This window comes from Neptunicoccus cionae (genome assembly GCF_014643735.1).
GTDB classification, from domain to species: Bacteria; Pseudomonadota; Alphaproteobacteria; order Rhodobacterales; family Rhodobacteraceae; genus Amylibacter; species Amylibacter cionae.
The window spans coordinates 559214-576216 of the sequence record NZ_BMKA01000002.1 but is presented as its reverse complement, the minus strand read 5'-3'; the positions used below and the strand labels follow the sequence as shown (position 1 = coordinate 576216).

The window sequence follows — 17003 nt, the reverse complement described above, 5'->3', positions numbered from 1 at the left end:
GAGAAGCACGCAAGTCGCGTGTGGAGCGACGCCATCGCTCTTGCGGAGGTCATAGCAAGGTTGGACGGATTTGCAAAAGACTTTTTACTCTTGGGGCGAGTGCTGCCTAATCCGGCACGTTGTCGATACCGGAGCCACCTAATGGATGACAGCGCCCGATTCGGCGCAATGCCAGCCAGCTGCCTTTTACGCCGCCATGCTTTTCCAGGGCCTCAAGCGCATAGGCTGAACAGGTCGGCTGATACCGGCAACCATAGCCAACATAAGACGAAAACGTCTTGCGGTAGGCGTGGACCGGTAGGGACAGTAAGCGTGCGAGTGGGGTCATAAGACTGAGTTAGCATCTGCGGCATTGCGCGACCAGACTCGGCAGCGGATGTTGCGACGAAGGATTGGATATTTGAACCAAAAAGAGGCGCGGTCAGGGGGAAACTTTGGTCAAGGCGTACTTGAGGTCCGACAGCAGTTTTGAGAAATCCCGTGAAGCGGTGACATCCTTGCGCCCGATCAGAACATAATCCCATCCGGCCTGCCCGTGTTCAGGTAGAAGCAGACGTGCAACCTCTCGCAGGCGGCGTTTGGCACGGTTGCGCGCGACAGCGTTGCCCACCTTTTTGGAGCAGGTGAAGCCTACATTTATCGTCGGATCGCCATCATTGCGATTGCGCGCTTGCAAAAGAAAAGCCGGTGTACCCTGACGCCGCTTGTTGTTGCAGGCCAGATACTGCTTGCGCGCTTTCATAACCGATACAGATCGGGGAGGCGCGCAAGCGGAAACCGCCGGTTGCGGTGCACCGGCATCCTTGCGGTTGCCTTGTGACGCCTCCGGCGGTTTCAAAACTTAAGAACCGGCTGTCTTACGCGGACAGATCTTTGCGGCCCTGAGCCCGACGACGGTTCAGGATCTTGCGGCCTGCTTTTGTGGCCATGCGCGAGCGGAAGCCGTGGCGCCGTTTGCGAACGAGATTGCTCGGCTGGTATGTGCGTTTCATTTCGGTTCTCCTGATCGGGTAGCCCAAATCGGTAGGGATTCGAGGGCCAGTCTATTCGAGAGTTGGCTTCTAGGGCGTGGGGATTGGTAAGTCAATTCGCAAGAGCAGAAAAAAATCTGGATTATTTCGGGTGTGCCCGTTCGGCCAACGCGTATTGCCTGTCCTGCCAGTAAGAACCGTATACAGGGCAGCCGCGCGAAGGTCCAGAAAACTGAAACATTTACTAACGGGCGATCAACCACCCGTGAGCGGGGTATCTTTGGGCGATGCGGTGCAGCAGATAGGTTCCAAAGGGTATTTCTGCCCGCATGTCTTAGTCAGGAAGTTTACGGCGAATGAGTAAAAAAACTGTTACCGCGAGGCGGATATGGCCGTTGGTCGGAATTGCGCTGGTCGCTTTGGTGGGTTTTTTCACCCTTCGCGATGTGCTGACCTTTGATACCTTACGCGATCACCGCGAGACTTTGCTGGCTTGGCGTAATGCGAATTTTCTGATCGCAGGGCTTGGTTTTATTGCTGTTTATGTGACCGTCGTTGCCTTTTCTTTGCCAGGGGCGGCAGTGATGACGCTGACTGGTGGTTTCTTGTTTGGCATCTTCCCAGGTGCTCTGTTTTGTGTGATCGGGGCAACTCTCGGGGCGGTGGCGATTTTTCTGGCTGCAAAGACGGGGCTCGGCGATGCGCTGCATGCGCGGTTGCAGGACCGGCCGGGATTGATCAACCGGATGGAGGCAGGGCTGCGGGATAACGAGATCAGTTACCTGCTTTTGATGCGCCTTGTGCCGGTGATTCCTTTCTTTCTGGCGAACTTGGCGCCGGCGTTTCTTGGGGTTGGGTTGCGGAACTTTGCTTTGACAACGTTTTTCGGGATCATGCCGGGGTCTATTGTCTATACTTCGGTCGGTTCCGGGCTAGGTGCAGTGTTTGCTAGGGGGGAAACGCCCGATCTGGGGATTGTCTTTGAACCCCATATTCTAGGACCCATTCTGGGGCTGTGTGCGCTGGCGACTTTGCCGATTGTGTTGAAACGATTTGTTAAGAAGAAGGATGTAGCGTGATGGGACAGGATGCAGGAACCGAACATCGGTTAGACGTGGACTTATGTGTCATTGGCGGTGGCTCTGGCGGGTTGTCGGTTGCGGCGGGTGCTGTGCAAATGGGCGCGCGTGTTGTGCTGGTGGAAGGGCACAAAATGGGCGGGGATTGCCTGAACTACGGCTGCGTTCCTTCAAAGGCGCTAATTGCTGCGGGCAAACATGCGCATGCGTTTGAAACCGGCGGGCCTTTTGGTGTCGGCGTGGCCGATCCGAATGTGGATTTTGGTGCAGCCAAAGACCATGTAGATCGCGTCATCGCCGGGATTGAGCCGCACGACAGTGTTGAGCGGTTCGAGCGTTTGGGCGTCACCGTGATACAGGACTACGGGAGTTTTGTGTCAAAGTCAGAGTTGCGCGCCGGTAACGCGATTATCAAAGCGCGTCGTTTTGTTATTGCCACTGGTTCGTCGCCCTTTGTGCCGCCGATTCCGGGATTGGAGGATGTACCGTATTTCACGAACGAGACTATTTTTGATCTACGGGACCGGCCGGAGCATCTGATCATCATCGGTGGTGGGCCGATCGGAATGGAACTGGCACAGGCGCACCGTCGGCTTGGCTGCGGTGTGACTGTGATTGAAGGGGACAAGGCGCTTGGCAAGGATGATCCGGAGCTGGCTGCGATCGTTCTTGAGAATATCCGCGCCGAAGGAGTAGAGGTGATCGAGGGGGCGCAAGCCGAAAAGATCAGCGGAACCGATGGCGCGATCACCGTGCAAACCGGTGACGGGAAGCAGTTCAAAGGTTCCCATCTTTTGATGGCGGTGGGGCGCAAGCCGAATGTGGACCGGCTGAACCTTGAAACGGCCGGCGTTGAACCTGCCAAAGGGGGAGTCAAAGTTGATGACAGCTTGAAGACGACAAACAAACGCATTTACGCCATCGGCGACGTGGCTGGTGGTTTGCAATTTACGCACGTGGCCAACTATCATGCCGGCGTGATCATCCGCTCGGCATTGTTTGGATTGCCTTCGCAGGCCAAAACCGATCACATCCCCTGGGCCACTTACACCGATCCGGAGCTGGCGCAGGTCGGCCTGACAGAGGCGCAGGCCCGAAAAGAACATGGCGACAAACTAGAGGTGGTCAGGTTCGACTATGGTGAGAATGATCGCGCGCGGGCGGAACTGAAAACCCGCGGGCTGGTTAAGGTCATGGTTGTCAAAGGGCGGCCTGTCGGGGCTTCGATTGCGGGGGCGCAGGCGGGTGAACTCATCCAGATCTGGGCGCTTGCCATTGCCAATAAGCTGAAAATGGGGGCTGTGGCCGCGATGGTCTCTCCCTATCCGACACTGGGCGAAGTGAATAAGCGGGTGGCCGGTGCCTATTTCACCCCGAGGCTTTTCGACAATATCTGGGTGAAGCGCTTTGTCCGCTTTGTGCAGCGTTTTTGATCTGGTAATAGACGGCGTGCGTAACTTATACGGCAGGTCTGTTAACCAGACATAAGTTCAGGGGTCAGGATGTTCTTAAGATCACTCTCCGGGCGTTTTTTGCTGCTGACGATTATCTTCGTCATGCTGGCCGAAGTGCTGATCTTTGTACCCTCTGTCGCACGGTTCCGCGTCGACTATCTTCAAGAGCGTCTGGAACGCTCGCAGATTGCTTCGCTGTCGTTGCTGGCCACCGCCAACGATATGGTGGAACCGGAACTGGAAGCGGAGTTGTTGGAGAACGCGGGCGTTTTGAACATCGTTTTGCGCCGCAATCAGATGCGCGAACTGATACTCAGCTCGCCGATGACGGCGATGGTGGATCAGACCTATGATTTGCGGGATGCCTCGGCGCTGACGCTGATCCGCGATGCCTTTGCTACTATGTTGCAACACAGGGACCGCGTGATCCGTGTGATGGGCGCGCCGGTCAAAGGGGCGGGCCTTTTGATCGAAGCCGCGATGCACGAACCGCCCTTGCGTGCCGCGCTTTGGGATTACGGGCGACGCATCTTATTGCTTTCAGCGGTGATTTCTGTGGTGACGGCTTCGCTTTTGTTTCTGGCAGTGCGCCGTTTTATGGTGCGCCCGATGGAGCGGTTGGTGCGGCAGATCAAGAACTACGGCGATGCGCCGGAAGACAGCCGCCGCATTATTCAGCCAAAGGCAACCGTGGCTGAACTGTTCGAGGCAGAAACTGCGCTTCAGGGGATGGAAATCCAGTTAAGTCAGTCCTTGCGTCAGAAAGAACGGCTGGCGGCGCTGGGCGGGGCTGTGTCCAAGATCAGCCATGATCTGCGCAATATTCTGACGACAACGCAACTTTTGGCCGACCGGATGGAAAGTAGCCATGATCCCGGCGTTCAGAAGATCGCGCCGAAGCTGCTCAACAGTCTGTCTCGTGCGGTTAACCTTTGTGAGAGCACGTTAACCTATGGCAAGGCGCAGGAGGTTGCGCCAAACCGGCGTCCCTTCGCAATGGACCATCTGCTGGCAGACGTGGTGGAGGCTGAAACACTGGCGCTGGGGAATGGCACGGTCGAGATCGTGGCTCTGCCTGCACATGGACTGGATGTTGTCGCAGATGAAGAGCAGATTTACCGCGTCGTGAGCAACCTAGTGCGCAATGCCCGCCAAGCGATGGAAAACGCTTCGGGTGGGCGCATCGAAATTGAGGGACGGGAGCAGCCGGACGGATGGGAAATCCACGTGCGCGATTCCGGTCCCGGCCTTCCGGCTAAGGCGCTCGACAATATTTTCAAACCGTTTGAAGGCAATGTGCGCAAAGGCGGCACAGGACTCGGCTTGGCTATTTCCGAAGAACTGGTGGCTGGGCACGGCGGTAAGTTGGAACTGCTTGAAAACTCTGCAAAAGGTGCGGCGTTCCGCGTCTGGCTGCCGCGCGGTGAGGGTTGAAAACTAGCTCGCTCCGTATCGCGCTGTTTACCTGTCTAAACTACGCCATTTGCGCGCGCGGTTGCGAGCAGGGCGAATATTCTTCGAGGAATCGTGTAATACTTCGAATATTCTCCCGCAGGACGTGACGTCCGTGTTGGAATGGTCAAAGTAATTCTTTCTGGCCTCTATTAAGGTGCCGTTAAACACTGCCTGATAGATTCGAAGGAAACCGCTATGATTGAGACACCGTATTTGTTGTTCCTGGGCGACGCGCCCGATGGTCTGGCCGCGAAAGTTGCACAAGGTATTAAGGACTGGCGTCCCGATGCGTCCTTGGGTCAATACCGTATGGAAGGCTGCAAGGCCGATATGGGCATGACTGACATGACCATCGACGAGGCTGTGGCCGCTGGCTGCAAAACACTGGTGATCGGTGTGGCTAACCGTGGTGGCGTTATTTCTGCCGCGTGGAAGGAAGTGCTGGTCGAGGCGCTGAACAAAGGCATGGATATTGCCAGCGGGCTGCATAACCTACTGCGGGACGAGCCTGATCTGGTGGCGGCGGCTGAAGCAAATGGCCGGTCCCTGCACGATGTGCGGATTCCTTCGGTGGAATACCCGATTGCAAACGGTACGAAGCGCAGCGGCAAGCGTGTACTTGCTGTGGGGACAGATTGTTCGGTTGGTAAGATGTATACCGGCATCGCGATGGAGCGGGAAATGCTGGAGCGGGGCATGAAAGCTTCTTTCCGTGCGACGGGCCAAACCGGCATTCTCATCACTGGCGACGGTGTGCCGCTTGATGCTGTGATTGCCGACTTCATGGCTGGTTCTGTGGAATATGTGACCCCTGACAATGACGAAGATCATTGGGATCTGATCGAAGGGCAGGGTTCATTGTTCCACGTGTCCTATTCCGGTGTGACCATGGCGTTGATCCACGGGGGCCAGCCTGATGCGCTGATCCTGTGTCACGAACCAACCCGCACCCACATGCGCGGCCTGCCGGAATACCAGCTGCCAAGCCTTGCAACCTTGCGCGATACCGCGTTGCCGCTGGCACAGGTCGCCAATCCGGCCTGTAAAGTTGTCGGTATTTCGGTCAACACACAGCATATGTCCGAAGATGAAGCAAACGCCTACCTGCAGCAGGTTGAGGCCGAGATGGGCTTGCCAACGGTTGATCCTTTCCGTCATGGTGCCGGTCGTCTGGTAGATGCGCTGGACGCTGTATAAAGTCGAAATCTGACAGTCCGGACCTGTGCGCCGGACTGTCGCAATGAATACTCGAAACGGTTCCCAACCCAGTTCGGGGCCGGTACGAAAGGACAATCCCTTGCAAATTACTGTCACCCCTGATGTTTTCAAGCTCGCGCAGGTCTTTACCATCGCGCGGGGTTCCCGGACCGAGGCCAAAGTGCTGACGGTGCGGGTGACGCAAAACGGGGTGACAGGCTGGGGGGAATGTGTGCCCTACGCCCGTTACGGTGAAACACTGGAGTCCGTGACCGATCAGGTCAAAAGCCTCTCCGGTACATTGGACCGCGAGGGTCTGCTTGATATGTTGCCCGCTGGCGCGGCACGCAATGCGGTGGACTGTGCGCTTTGGGATCTGGAAGCAAAGACTGCCGGAAAGCGTGTTTGGGAGCTGGCCGGACTTCCTGCGCCAAAACCGGAAATTACCGCCTACACCCTGTCGCTGGCCACCCCTGCGGAAATGGAAAAACAGGCAGCAGAAAATGCGTTTCGCCCGTTGCTGAAAACCAAACTGGGCGGTGGCGAGGAAGACGTCGCGCGGATCGAAGCGGTGCGTCGCGGTGCCAAGGATGCCCGCATTATTGTGGATGCAAACGAAGGCTGGACGCCGGATTTGTATAAAACGCTCGCTCCGGTTCTGGTGCGCCTTGGGGTGGAAATGGTTGAACAGCCACTGCCTGCAGGTGAAGATGATGCTCTGCTGGAACTGCAGCGGGTTCTGCCGGTTTGCGCCGATGAAAGCTGTCACGACAGCGCGTCCCTGTCCCATCTGGCAGGTAAATATGACATGGCCAATATCAAGCTGGACAAGACCGGCGGTCTGACCGAAGCCCTGCGTCTGCGCGAGGCGTCTTTGGCGGCGGGCTATAAGGTAATGGTGGGCTGCATGGTGGGGTCGTCCCTTGCGATGGCGCCCGCAACAATCGTGGCGCAGGGCGCTGCTGTAACCGATCTTGACGGTCCCTTGCTTCTGGCGCAAGACCGCGATGAACCTTTGAAATTTGACGAGGCTGGGGTCTATCCACCTTCAGCCGCACTATGGGGATAGAAAAACCATGAGCCGTATTGTTTACCTGAACGGGGATTACCTGCCGGAAGAAGAGGCCAAAGTCTCGGTGTTTGATCGCGGCTTTCTTATGGCTGACGGTGTGTACGAGGTGACGTCTGTTCTGGACGGCAAACTGCTGGAATTTGAAGGCCACCTGAAACGGCTGGAGCGGTCTTTGTCGGAGCTGGACATGGACAAACCCGAAGGCTTTGACGATCTGCTGGAAATCCACCGCGAGCTGGTAAAGCGCAACGATGTGGAACAGGGCGGCGTTTACCTGCAAATCACCCGCGGTGCTGCGGATCGGGACTTTGTTTATCCGAAGGATGCCAAGCCAACGCTGGTTCTGTTCACCCAGTCCAAGCCGTTGCTCGACACACCTGCTGCGGCGAATGGTATTTCGGTGATCTTTGCGGATGACATCCGCTGGGGGCGTCGCGACATCAAGACGGTTCAACTGTTGTATCCGTCCATGTGCAAGATGATGGCCAAAGCCGCCGGAGCGGATGACGCTTGGCTGGTGGAAGACGGTTTTGTGACCGAAGGGTCTTCGAACAATGCCTATATCGTCAAAGGCAACAAGATCATCACACGGGGGCTGTCCAATGACATCCTGCACGGGATCACCCGCGCCAGCTTGCTGAAATATGCGAGCGAAGCGCAGATGGAAATCGAAGAGCGCAACTTCACTCCGGATGAAGCCCGCGATGCGGATGAGGCGTTTATCTCGTCAGCTTCTACTTTTGTGATGCCGGTCGTCAAAGTGGACGGGTCTGTGATCGGGGATGGAACGCCCGGGGCTGTGTCTAAGCGGTTGCGGGAAATCTATGTGGATGAAAGCCGCAAACGCGCGATCTGATCGCCGCCGCCGGATTTTGAGTATTTGGGGAACATTGAAACCCCGAGTGGACGAGCGCCTGAGTGTCGGGCGCTCGTCTTTTTGGTTTAGCTGTGACTGTCTTTAAACGCGGCTTTTTGCTGGTCGCTGGCTTCGGTCTGGTATTTGTCTTTCCAGTCCTCAAAAGGCATGCCGTAAAAGGTTTCGCGGGCCTCTGCCTTGTCCATCTCGATGCCTTTTTCGTTGGCAGCTTCCTGATACCAGCGGGACAGGCAGTTGCGGCAGAAACCGGTCAGGTTCATCATGTCGATGTTTTGAACGTCGGTGCGGTCCTGCATCAAGTGCTGTTGCAGGCGGCGGAAAGCGGCGGCTTCCAGTTCGATTTTGGTTTGATCATCCATGGCTTTGGTCCTTTGCGTGTTATGTTCGGGATATGGCGACTTGCAGGTGGGGAGCAAGGTAGCTGGCCCATTTTTCCTGACCGTCCGGTGTGGCAATCAGGTCCTGCCGTAGTTCCAGTAGTGTGTGCAGCAGGCCGTTTTGCAGGGCGTGCTGGTCCATCGTATCCCCTGTCAGATATCCGGTATAAGGCACGTTGTCCCCTATGGTGACGCTGGTGTCACGGGCGAGTTCGGCCAGGAGGCTGTCCGACAGGCGGCGGTCATCGTTTGACAGCACGCCAATTTCCCACGGGCGTGGCGGGCGGCCCCGCAATTGTGGCGTAAAGCTGTGGACAGAGATCAGAACGGGCCGGTCTTTGGTTTCAATCAACCGTGCCACTTCAGCGTGATAGGGGCGATGGCACAGGTCCATGCGTCTTTCCAACTCGGCTGCATCCGCATGGCGGTTTGCGGGGATAAGCGTGCCGTCGTAAAGGCGCATCAACAAGGTGGGATCATCCGCGCCCCTGTTTGGATCGATGACCAGTCGGGAAAAGTTGGAACAGACGACGGGGGCATCCAGCAACCGGCCCAGATGCTCTGAGGTCCCTGCCGCGCCGATGTCATAGGCGATGTGGCGCTCCATATCGTCAGCGGGCAGGCCCAAATCACCGGCGGCAATCTCTGCGGGAACTGAGTTGGCCGCATGATCGCAAAGGATGATTATATTTGCGGGACGGTTTTCGCCGCTTGTTACAAAAGGAGAATATTTCATATACAGATACCTGATACCAAGATACCGCCAGAAATACGCGCAAGCGGGCTAAAGGGCCAGAGCAGAGGGTTTAATTTGCCATGAGGTTTTGGGCAGACATCCCGAAACAACCTGCTATAGAAGATGCGCAAAGAAAAAGGATAAAACAATGCGACGGATGAGAAGCGTAAAAATCGTGGCCACTCTGGGCCCTGCGTCTGAAACCTATGACATGATCCGGGCTTTGTTCGAGGCGGGGGCCGATGTGTTCCGCCTGAACATGAGCCACGGCTCTCATGAGGAAATTCGCGAGAAACACCAGACCATCCGCGATATTGAACGTGACCTCGGCCGTCCGATCGGCATTCTTGCCGATTTGCAGGGCCCCAAGCTGCGCTGTGGTGTCTTTGGCAGCGACGACGGTGAAATGCTGGAGGAGGGCGCTTCTTTCCGGTTCGATCTGGATGAAACACCCGGTGACAACAGTCGTGTGTGTTTGCCCCATACCGAGATTTTCGAGGCGCTGGAGGTTGGCTCTACCCTGCTGGTAAACGATGGCAAGATCCGTCTGGAAGTCACTGAATGTGGTTCGGATCATGCTACATGTAAAGTCATCGTCGGCGGCCAGATTTCCAACCGCAAAGGTGTGAATGTCCCGGATGTGGTGCTACCGCTGGCTGCTTTGTCCGAAAAGGACCGCGCGGATCTGGAGTTTGTGTGCGAGTTGGGCGTGGATTGGCTGGCGTTGTCCTTTGTGCAACGGGCCGAGGACGTGCTGGAAGCGCGGGAACTGGCAGCGGGGCGGGCCTCGCTGATTTCCAAGATCGAGAAACCGGCGGCGGTGAAGTCTTTCGAGTCCATTCTGGAAGTAAGCGACGGTATCATGGTAGCGCGCGGAGATCTCGGGGTGGAACTGCCGGTCAGCCAGGTGCCGCCAATCCAAAAACGTCTGGTACGGCGCTGTCGTTCTGCTGGTAAGCCGGTAATCGTGGCGACGCAGATGATGGAGAGCATGATCGAAGCGCCTCTACCGACACGGGCCGAGGTCTCTGATGTGGCTGCGGCCATCTATGAAGGCGCGGATGCGGTGATGCTTTCGGCTGAATCGGCTGCGGGAGCCTATCCGGTCGAAGCTGTGCGCACCATGAGCAATGTCGCCGAAGAGGTGGAAGTTGATCCGACATTCCGCCAGATTCTGGAGGCCTCTCGTACGGCATCGCGCACATCCGTAGCCGAGGCGATCACGGTCGCGGCGCGCGAAGTGGCGGAAACCACGGATATTAAGGCGATCTGCTGCTTTACCCATTCTGGCACCACAGCGATGCTGGCGGCACGGGAACGTCCCCAAGTGCCAATTCTTGCGCTGACACCGCTGGTGAATACAGCCCGGAAGTTGACCCTCGTTTGGGGGCTGCATTGTGTTGAAACCAGCGAAGTCGGCCGGTTTAAAATGGCGGTGGTCAGCGCGGCGCGGGCTGCGCGGAACTACAAGTTTGCCAAGGACACTGACAAGATTGTGGTGACAGCTGGTGTGCCTTTCAACCAGCCTGGATCAACCAATATTCTGCGGGTTGCGCCTGTGCAGGAGAAGCTTATCTTTGGCAGTGAAGACGACTAGGAGCGACGAACGATGCCTTATGATTACCAGCTTGTTGGTGGCACGGTTCTGGTCCTTCTAAGTCTGGTCGGCATAACCAATGCGATGGTAGAGAAGCGTTCGCCCCTGTTCGGTATTCTGGCCTTCCTTATGGGGGCCGGACTGCTGTTCTGGGGGTGGCTGCTGTCGGGTTTCCAATGGGACCCGTCCGATCTGCCTGAGGCGGTTTACCGGCTGATTTCAGAGTGGAAATAATCAAAACCTTTGAGGTGGGGTGATCTTTGCCCTTGCAATAGGGGGGAGCCACGCCTAAAAGCCAGCTTCTACTGCGCGTCCGGCCGGAGGGCTGCCGAGTCGCGTGTCCGACCAACTTCTAGACTGGAGACGGAAATGCCCAAGATGAAGACTAAATCAAGCGCCAAAAAGCGCTTTAAAGTGACGGCTACTGGCCGCGTTCTGGCTGCTCAGGCTGGCAAACGCCACGGCATGATCAAACGTTCGCGTAAATTCATCCGCAACGCACGTGGGACAACCACATTGTGCAAGGCGGACGAGAATATCGTGAAATCATACATGCCATACGCGCGCTAAGGAGATCTGAACCATGTCACGTGTAAAAGGGGGCGCAGCGTCCCACGCTCGCCATCGTAAAGTTATCAAAGCGGCAAAAGGCTATTACGGCCGTCGCTCCACCGCGTTCCGCACAGCAACACAGGCTGTCGACAAGGCAAACCAATACGCGACCCGCGACCGGAAAAACCGGAAACGGAACTTCCGCGCATTGTGGATCCAGCGGATCAACGCCGCTGTTCGCGCCCATGACGAAGCTTTGACATACTCGAAGTTTATCAATGGCCTGTCTCTGGCTGGCATCGAAGTTGACCGTAAGGTTCTGGCTGATCTGGCCGTTCACGAACCAGAAGCGTTCAACGCGATTGTTGATCAAGCCAAAGGTGCAATGGCCTAAGCGCCATTCGGTTTTGAGAATTCAAAAGCCCTGCACCGTTGGTGTGGGGCTTTTTTCTTGTTCGGGTCCGGTTTTGTCTATGGTTTCGGGGCCTCCGGCGGGGATATTTGAAGAAAATGGATGGCGCCTGTCGGGTTGCAAAAAACCGGCGATATGGTAGCCATGCGGCGAATGTTTGAAGGATACAGTCGATGGACGGTTTGGACGCTGTTAAGGCGAAATATCTTGGCGGGATAGCAGAGGCCGCGGATGATTCCGCGCTAGAAGAACTGCGTCTCGCTGCTGTGGGCAAGAAGGGTGAAGTTTCCCTTAAAATGCGCGAGCTGGGCAAGATGACGCCGGATGAGCGTCAGGTGGCTGGTCCTGCGCTGAACGCGCTGAAGAACGAGATCAACTCTGCACTGGCGGCCAAGAAGGAAGCCTTGGAAGATGCCGCCCTGAACGAGCGGTTGCAATCGGAGTGGATCGACGTGTCTCTTGCTGGGCGTCCGCGCCGTGAAGGCACGATCCATCCGGTGTCCCAAGTGACTGAAGAAGTCACCGCGATCTTTGCCGATCTGGGGTTTTCCGTGGCCGAAGGGCCGCAGATTGAAAGCGACTGGTATAACTTTGACGCGCTGAACATCGCGCCGGAGCATCCCGCCCGTCAGGAGCATGACACGTTCTATATGCACCGTGACGAAAGCGATGATCGTCCGCCCCATGTGTTGCGCACCCACACCAGCCCCGTGCAAATCCGCCACATGGAAAAGCACGGCGTGCCTTGCCGCATCATTGCGCCGGGCCGTGTGTATCGCGCTGATTACGACCAGACCCATACGCCGATGTTCCACCAGATCGAAGGACTCGCCATCGATAAGGATATTTCGATGGCGAACCTGAAATGGGTTCTGGAAGAATTTTTCGCCGCGTTCTTCGATCTCGACGGGATTAAGACGCGGTTCCGTGCGTCCCATTTCCCGTTTACAGAGCCTTCTGCCGAGGTGGACATTCAGTGTTCTTGGGTCGACGGGCAACTGCGTATCGGGGAAGGTGACGGCTGGATGGAGGTGCTTGGTTCCGGCATGGTACACCCCCATGTGCTGCGCTCTGCCGGAGTAGATCCTGACGAATGGCAGGGCTTTGCTTTCGGCATGGGGATCGACCGTCTGGCCATGCTGAAATACGGCATCCCCGATCTGCGCGCCTTCTTTGACAGCGATCTGCGCTGGCTGCGCCACTACGGGTTTGCCTGTCTGGACCAACCAAGCATTCATGCTGGCGTGAACCGTTAAGACATAAAAAAGGCCGCTTGTCCCATAGGATAGGCGGCCTTTCTGGTTTGATACACCGCTTCGCTAGGCGGTTGCCACATCACGCAATTTGGCAAAGTGTTCGTCCCAACCTTTATCAAGCGCCTGAAACAGGGGTAACGCGGCATCGCCCGCGGCTGTGTCAATTCCTGCGTGTTTCAGATGCAGACGAGTGCCGCCGTTAACGTCGCTTAAAGTCCATGTTAGTGTGGTTTCGCGCCCCTCAAAAGGGCCGATCACAAATGTGGTCACGAGGTGGTTCGGCGCGTCCATCTCTAACACGCGACCGGTGATCAGGGACGTCTTGCTGCCATCATCCGCCGTGGTCAGGAGTTGGTAATCGCTTCCCGCTTCAAGGTCACGGGCTGCTGGATGATACCATGTTCCAAGTTTTTTTGCGTCTGTCAGATAGGTCCAGACTACTTCAGGGGGCGCGGCGAAGAACACTGTTTTTTCCACGGTCGTCATTCGGGATTCCAATCTTTGGCAATAGCGCTTGATAGCGCGGTGAGGCGGGCATCCCAAAATTCATCAAAGAAGGAGACCCAATCAGACACGGCCTTCAGTGCCGCCGGTTCAAGGTGGTTAATGCGTTCGCGTCCCTGCGGGGTGACGGAAATAAGCCGCCCTTCCTCTAGAACCCGAAGGTGTTTTTTGACAGCTGCGCGGGTCATGTCGAAGTTTCCAGCGACCTCTGCGATAGACAGGTCTTTAGCTCGAAGCAGCAAAAGGATGTCCCGTCTTGTGGGATCTGCCAGAGCGCGGAAAGTGGATTGAGGGTTAATGGTTTGATGTGTTTGCACGAGCCTGTCCTGTGTTCCTTAGGACGTAATACCAAAAGGTTTCTTAAGTTGCAATACCATTTGGTTTCATATTTGCGACTCTGCGCGGTTGCGCACGACGTTCGGCCTTTTATTTCGGGGGGCTTTGGGCTATTCGAACGCGGTACACGAGTTAATGGACACGAACCGATGAAATTCACTTTGTCTTGGCTAAAGCATCACTTGGACACAGATGCACCGTTGGATGACATTCTCTACGCACTGACCGATTTGGGGTTGGAAGTGGAAGACGTCGTGAACCCTTTGGACAAGCTGAAGGATTTTACGGTCGCTTTTGTGAAAGAGGCTGAAAAGCACCCTGATGCGGACAAGCTGCGGGTCTGTCAGGTGGAAACCGACGATGGTGTGCAGCAGATCATTTGCGGTGCGCCAAACGCGCGGGCCGGTATCCGTGTGGTTCTGTGTAAACCGGGTATGTATGTGCCGGGGATTGATACGACAATCGGCGTTGGCAAAATTCGCGGAGTGGAGAGCTTTGGCATGATGGCCTCAGAGCGGGAGCTGGAACTGTCCGAGGAACATGACGGGATTATCGAACTGACGGGCGAACCGGCGGTTGGATCGAAGTTCGTAGACTGGCTGGCAGCGAACCAGCCTGAAAAGATCGACCCGATGATCGAGATTGCCATTACGCCGAACCGTCCGGATGCGCTGGGTGTGCGGGGCATTGCGCGGGATCTGGCCGCGCGGGGGCTTGGCACGCTGAAGCCCGTTCCGACGCCGGAAATAAAAGGCAGCTTTGACAGCCCTGTTTCTGTGTCGATTGACGATGACACGCTGGACGGCTGTCCGGTGTTTTATGGCCGTCTGATCAAAGGTGTGAAAAACGGGCCATCACCGGAATGGCTGCAATCCTTGTTGAAAGCCGTTGGCCTGCGCCCGATTTCCATGCTGGTGGATGTGACCAACTTCTTTACGATGGACCAGAACCGCCCGTTGCACGTGTTCGATGCGGATAAAGTGGTTGGAAATCTGCGGGTGCATCGCGCCAAAGGGGGCGAGAGCCTGACCGCGCTGGACGACAAGGAGTACAGTCTGGATGCGGGCATGATGGTTATCTCTGATGATAACGGCCCTGAAAGCATTGCCGGTATCATGGGCGGGGCTGAAACGGGTTGTACCGAGGATACGGTCAATGTTTTCGTAGAAAGCGCCTATTGGACGCCAACCGAAATCGCCGTTACCGGACGCAAGTTGAAGATCAATTCGGATGCCCGTTACCGGTTTGAACGGGGTGTTGATCCTGCCTTTACACCGGACGGTCTGGATCATGCGGTTAAGATGATCCTTGATCATTGTGGTGGTGAGGCTTCCGAAGTGGTTGTGGCCGGTGCCGTGCCGGATGTGTCCCGTCAGTACAAACTGGACACCGACCGTGTGCAAAGCCTTGTCGGGATGGAAATTCCGGCTGAAACTCAAGTTGCAACGCTAAAAGCGCTCGGCTTTGGGGTTGAGGGCGATCAGGTGACGCCGCCGACTTGGCGTCCTGATGTGCTTGGCTCTGCGGATCTGGTGGAAGAAGTGGCGCGGATTGCATCGCTGACCAAGCTGGAACCTAAACCGATGCGCCGTGCGACCGGCGTTCAAAAACCGATCCTGACGCCGATGCAAAAGCGCGAGTCGCTGGCGCGGCGCACGGTGGCCGCGCTCGGTTATAATGAATGCGTGACCTATTCCTTCATCGACAAAGCCAGCGCCGAACTGTTCGGCGGCGGCACTGATGCGGTGATGTTGGGCAATCCGATCAGTGCGGACCTTAGCCACATGCGCCCGTCTTTGCTGCCTGGTCTGCTGGCGGCGGCGGCGCGCAATCAGGCCCGCGGCATCGCGGATATGGCCCTGTTTGAAGTGGGTCCGGTTTTTCATGGGGGTGAACCTGAAGAACAAGAAGTGCTGGCAACGGGTTTGCTGGTGGGTCACACCGGCCCGCGCGATCCATTTGGTGCGCGCCGTGCTGTAGACACCTATGATGCCAAGGCGGATGCCGAGGCGGTTCTATCGGCTATCGGTGCGCCGGACAAATTGATGGTGCTGCGCGGTGCGAACAACTGGTGGCATCCTGGACGTTCGGGGAAACTGTCGCTTGGTCCTAAGAATGTGCTGGCCGGCTTCGGTGAAATCCACCCCAAAGTGCTGAACGCAATGGGCGTCAAAGGTCCGGCTGTGGCGTTTGCCGTCCATATCGCCAAGCCGCCGTTCCCCAAGAAGAAAACCACGACACGCAGCGCGCTGAACTTCTCGGATCTGCAAGCGGTTGATCGGGATTTCGCCTTTGTTGTGGACGATAAGGTAGAGGTTTTGACCCTGCTGAATGCGGCGAAAGGCGCGGACAAGGCGTTGATTTCGGACGCTTCCGTGTTTGACCTGTTCAGCGGTACAAAGGCCGAAGCACAGATGGGCGAGGGTAAGAAGTCCGTCGCGATCACCGTGCGCCTGCAGCCCAAGGACGCGACCCTGACCGACAAGGATATTGAGGCGGTCTCTGCCAAGATCATTGATAAGGTCAGCAAGGCCACCGGCGGCGTGCTGCGCGGTTAGTCTTCTTCAGACTGCAAGACATATTAAAGGCTCGAACTTGTGTTCGGGCCTTTTCTCGATAGAAATACTTGCCGTTCGTAGTATACCTTTCTGACAAACAAGTGCTCAGTAAAGAAAAAACAAACGGGGACAGTATGTTAAAAGAATTTAGAAACTTTATCGCCCGCGGCAATGTTATGGATATGGCCGTCGGGATTATTATTGGCGCGGCCTTTACCGCCATCGTAAAATCTATGGTGGATGATCTGATCAACCCGTTTATCGGGCTGTTTACCGGCGGCGTGGACTTCACAAACCAGTTCATCATCCTAAGCGGCGATGGCACTTATGAGAGCCTTGCAGAAGCACGCGAGGCGGGGGCCGCCGTTTTTGCTTACGGATCGTTCATGATGGCCGTGATCAATTTCCTGATCATTGCTTTTGTTGTGTTCCAGCTGGTGCGTACGGTCAACAAAGTGAAAGAAGCCGCTGCTAAAAAAGACGAAATGCCAGCGGAAGAGGCGGCGCCTGCTGGTCCGTCCGAACTGGAAGTGCTGCTTCAAATCCGCGATTCGCTTCAACAGAAATAAC

At 56.3% G+C, this 17003-nt stretch carries 20 protein-coding genes; 13 read left to right on the top strand and 7 right to left on the bottom strand.

Annotation, left to right across the window (positions count from 1 at the left end):
* Positions 1-106: 106 nt before the first annotated feature.
* The 3 genes from yidD to rpmH form a co-directional block, all read right to left on the bottom strand.
* Positions 107-328: a membrane protein insertion efficiency factor YidD gene (gene yidD, locus IEX10_RS08100; protein ID WP_188673138.1), complete on the bottom strand. Its 222-nt coding sequence runs from the start codon at positions 326-328 to the stop codon at positions 107-109.
* Between the two features lie 93 nt (positions 329-421).
* A complete protein-coding gene (rnpA, locus tag IEX10_RS08095; protein ID WP_229678473.1) occupies positions 422-838 on the bottom strand; it encodes a ribonuclease P protein component in 417 nt (138 codons plus the stop codon).
* A gap of 19 nt (positions 839-857) precedes the next feature.
* Positions 858-992, bottom strand: coding sequence for a 50S ribosomal protein L34 (gene rpmH / locus IEX10_RS08090; protein ID WP_069298733.1), 135 nt, complete (start codon positions 990-992; stop codon positions 858-860).
* 335 nt (positions 993-1327) lie between these two features.
* On the opposite strand from rpmH, the gene IEX10_RS08085 reads away from it, so the two are divergent.
* The 6 genes from IEX10_RS08085 (at position 1328) to IEX10_RS08060 (ending at position 8084) form a co-directional block, all read left to right on the top strand.
* Positions 1328-2050 carry a TVP38/TMEM64 family protein gene (locus IEX10_RS08085; protein ID WP_188673135.1) on the top strand — a complete coding sequence of 241 codons (723 nt, stop codon included), beginning with the start codon at positions 1328-1330 and terminating at the stop codon, positions 2048-2050.
* Positions 2050-3483 carry a dihydrolipoyl dehydrogenase family protein gene (locus IEX10_RS08080; RefSeq protein ID WP_188673132.1) on the top strand — a complete coding sequence of 478 codons (1434 nt, stop codon included), beginning with the start codon at positions 2050-2052 and terminating at the stop codon, positions 3481-3483. The genes IEX10_RS08085 and IEX10_RS08080 overlap by 1 nt, the downstream gene beginning before the upstream one ends.
* Positions 3484-3552: 69 nt before the next feature.
* Positions 3553-4938 (top strand): sensor histidine kinase, encoded by a 1386-nt coding sequence (locus tag IEX10_RS08075; protein ID WP_188673120.1) that lies wholly within the window; start codon positions 3553-3555, stop codon positions 4936-4938.
* A gap of 216 nt (positions 4939-5154) precedes the next feature.
* Positions 5155-6156, top strand: coding sequence for an N-acetyltransferase DgcN (gene dgcN / locus IEX10_RS08070; protein ID WP_188673117.1), 1002 nt, complete (start codon positions 5155-5157; stop codon positions 6154-6156).
* A 100-nt stretch (positions 6157-6256) separates the two neighbouring features.
* Positions 6257-7225, top strand: a complete 969-nt coding sequence (gene dgcA, locus IEX10_RS08065) for an N-acetyl-D-Glu racemase DgcA (RefSeq protein ID WP_188673114.1) — start codon at positions 6257-6259, stop codon at positions 7223-7225.
* Positions 7226-7232: 7 nt separating this feature from the next.
* Positions 7233-8084, top strand: coding sequence for a D-amino-acid transaminase (locus IEX10_RS08060; protein WP_188673111.1), 852 nt, complete (start codon positions 7233-7235; stop codon positions 8082-8084).
* An 86-nt stretch (positions 8085-8170) separates the two neighbouring features.
* Here the strand turns inward: IEX10_RS08060 and IEX10_RS08055 are convergent, their stop codons facing one another.
* Positions 8171-8464 carry a DUF1244 domain-containing protein gene (locus IEX10_RS08055; RefSeq protein WP_188673108.1) on the bottom strand — a complete coding sequence of 98 codons (294 nt, stop codon included), beginning with the start codon at positions 8462-8464 and terminating at the stop codon, positions 8171-8173.
* Positions 8465-8483: 19 nt separating this feature from the next.
* Positions 8484-9218, bottom strand: coding sequence for an N-formylglutamate amidohydrolase (locus tag IEX10_RS08050; protein WP_188673105.1), 735 nt, complete (start codon positions 9216-9218; stop codon positions 8484-8486).
* A gap of 148 nt (positions 9219-9366) precedes the next feature.
* Here IEX10_RS08050 and pyk point away from each other — a divergent pair, with 148 nt between their 5' ends.
* From pyk to pheS, 5 genes are all read left to right on the top strand, one after another.
* Positions 9367-10815, top strand: a complete 1449-nt coding sequence (gene pyk / locus IEX10_RS08045) for a pyruvate kinase (protein ID WP_188673101.1) — start codon at positions 9367-9369, stop codon at positions 10813-10815.
* Positions 10816-10827: 12 nt separating this feature from the next.
* Positions 10828-11049, top strand: a complete 222-nt coding sequence (locus IEX10_RS08040) for a hypothetical protein (RefSeq protein WP_188673098.1) — start codon at positions 10828-10830, stop codon at positions 11047-11049.
* A gap of 135 nt (positions 11050-11184) precedes the next feature.
* A complete protein-coding gene (gene rpmI / locus IEX10_RS08035) occupies positions 11185-11385 on the top strand; it encodes a 50S ribosomal protein L35 (RefSeq protein ID WP_188673095.1) in 201 nt (66 codons plus the stop codon).
* A gap of 13 nt (positions 11386-11398) precedes the next feature.
* Entirely contained in the window at positions 11399-11761 is a 363-nt protein-coding gene (rplT, locus tag IEX10_RS08030; protein WP_069298745.1) for a 50S ribosomal protein L20, read from the top strand.
* A gap of 200 nt (positions 11762-11961) precedes the next feature.
* Positions 11962-13035: a phenylalanine--tRNA ligase subunit alpha gene (gene pheS, locus IEX10_RS08025; RefSeq protein WP_188674650.1), complete on the top strand. Its 1074-nt coding sequence runs from the start codon at positions 11962-11964 to the stop codon at positions 13033-13035.
* Positions 13036-13098: 63 nt separating this feature from the next.
* On the opposite strand, the gene IEX10_RS08020 is transcribed toward pheS, so the two are convergent.
* Positions 13099-13521, bottom strand: coding sequence for an SRPBCC family protein (locus tag IEX10_RS08020; protein ID WP_188673092.1), 423 nt, complete (start codon positions 13519-13521; stop codon positions 13099-13101).
* The gene (locus IEX10_RS08015; protein WP_229678472.1) at positions 13518-13856 is read right to left on the bottom strand and encodes an ArsR/SmtB family transcription factor; all 339 of its coding nucleotides are present in this window, start codon (positions 13854-13856) and stop codon (positions 13518-13520) included. Before IEX10_RS08015 ends, IEX10_RS08020 begins: the two co-directional genes overlap by 4 nt.
* A 168-nt stretch (positions 13857-14024) precedes the next feature.
* Between IEX10_RS08015 and pheT the strand changes: the two genes are divergently transcribed.
* Positions 14025-16433, top strand: coding sequence for a phenylalanine--tRNA ligase subunit beta (gene pheT / locus IEX10_RS08010; protein ID WP_188673089.1), 2409 nt, complete (start codon positions 14025-14027; stop codon positions 16431-16433).
* Positions 16434-16567: 134 nt separating this feature from the next.
* Entirely contained in the window at positions 16568-17002 is a 435-nt protein-coding gene (gene mscL, locus IEX10_RS08005) for a large conductance mechanosensitive channel protein MscL (protein WP_188673086.1), read from the top strand.
* Position 17003 lies beyond the last annotated feature (1 nt).

What these genes read in the sequence shown, in the direction of transcription:
- yidD (WP_188673138.1), bottom strand. Translation starts at nt 328, where the DNA reads ATGACCCCACTCGCACGCTTACTGTCCCTACCGGTCCACGCCTACCGC.
- IEX10_RS08060 (WP_188673111.1), top strand. Translation starts at nt 7,233, where the DNA reads ATGAGCCGTATTGTTTACCTGAACGGGGATTACCTGCCGGAAGAAGAG.
- rplT (WP_069298745.1), top strand. Translation starts at nt 11,399, where the DNA reads ATGTCACGTGTAAAAGGGGGCGCAGCGTCCCACGCTCGCCATCGTAAA.
- IEX10_RS08080 (WP_188673132.1), top strand. Translation starts at nt 2,050, where the DNA reads ATGGGACAGGATGCAGGAACCGAACATCGGTTAGACGTGGACTTATGT.
- dgcN (WP_188673117.1), top strand. Translation starts at nt 5,155, where the DNA reads ATGATTGAGACACCGTATTTGTTGTTCCTGGGCGACGCGCCCGATGGT.
- IEX10_RS08085 (WP_188673135.1), top strand. Translation starts at nt 1,328, where the DNA reads ATGAGTAAAAAAACTGTTACCGCGAGGCGGATATGGCCGTTGGTCGGA.
- pyk (WP_188673101.1), top strand. Translation starts at nt 9,367, where the DNA reads ATGCGACGGATGAGAAGCGTAAAAATCGTGGCCACTCTGGGCCCTGCG.
- IEX10_RS08020 (WP_188673092.1), bottom strand. Translation starts at nt 13,521, where the DNA reads ATGACGACCGTGGAAAAAACAGTGTTCTTCGCCGCGCCCCCTGAAGTA.
- IEX10_RS08040 (WP_188673098.1), top strand. Translation starts at nt 10,828, where the DNA reads ATGCCTTATGATTACCAGCTTGTTGGTGGCACGGTTCTGGTCCTTCTA.
- pheT (WP_188673089.1), top strand. Translation starts at nt 14,025, where the DNA reads ATGAAATTCACTTTGTCTTGGCTAAAGCATCACTTGGACACAGATGCA.
- rpmI (WP_188673095.1), top strand. Translation starts at nt 11,185, where the DNA reads ATGCCCAAGATGAAGACTAAATCAAGCGCCAAAAAGCGCTTTAAAGTG.
- IEX10_RS08055 (WP_188673108.1), bottom strand. Translation starts at nt 8,464, where the DNA reads ATGGATGATCAAACCAAAATCGAACTGGAAGCCGCCGCTTTCCGCCGC.
- mscL (WP_188673086.1), top strand. Translation starts at nt 16,568, where the DNA reads ATGTTAAAAGAATTTAGAAACTTTATCGCCCGCGGCAATGTTATGGAT.
- IEX10_RS08050 (WP_188673105.1), bottom strand. Translation starts at nt 9,218, where the DNA reads ATGAAATATTCTCCTTTTGTAACAAGCGGCGAAAACCGTCCCGCAAAT.
- rpmH (WP_069298733.1), bottom strand. Translation starts at nt 992, where the DNA reads ATGAAACGCACATACCAGCCGAGCAATCTCGTTCGCAAACGGCGCCAC.
- IEX10_RS08075 (WP_188673120.1), top strand. Translation starts at nt 3,553, where the DNA reads ATGTTCTTAAGATCACTCTCCGGGCGTTTTTTGCTGCTGACGATTATC.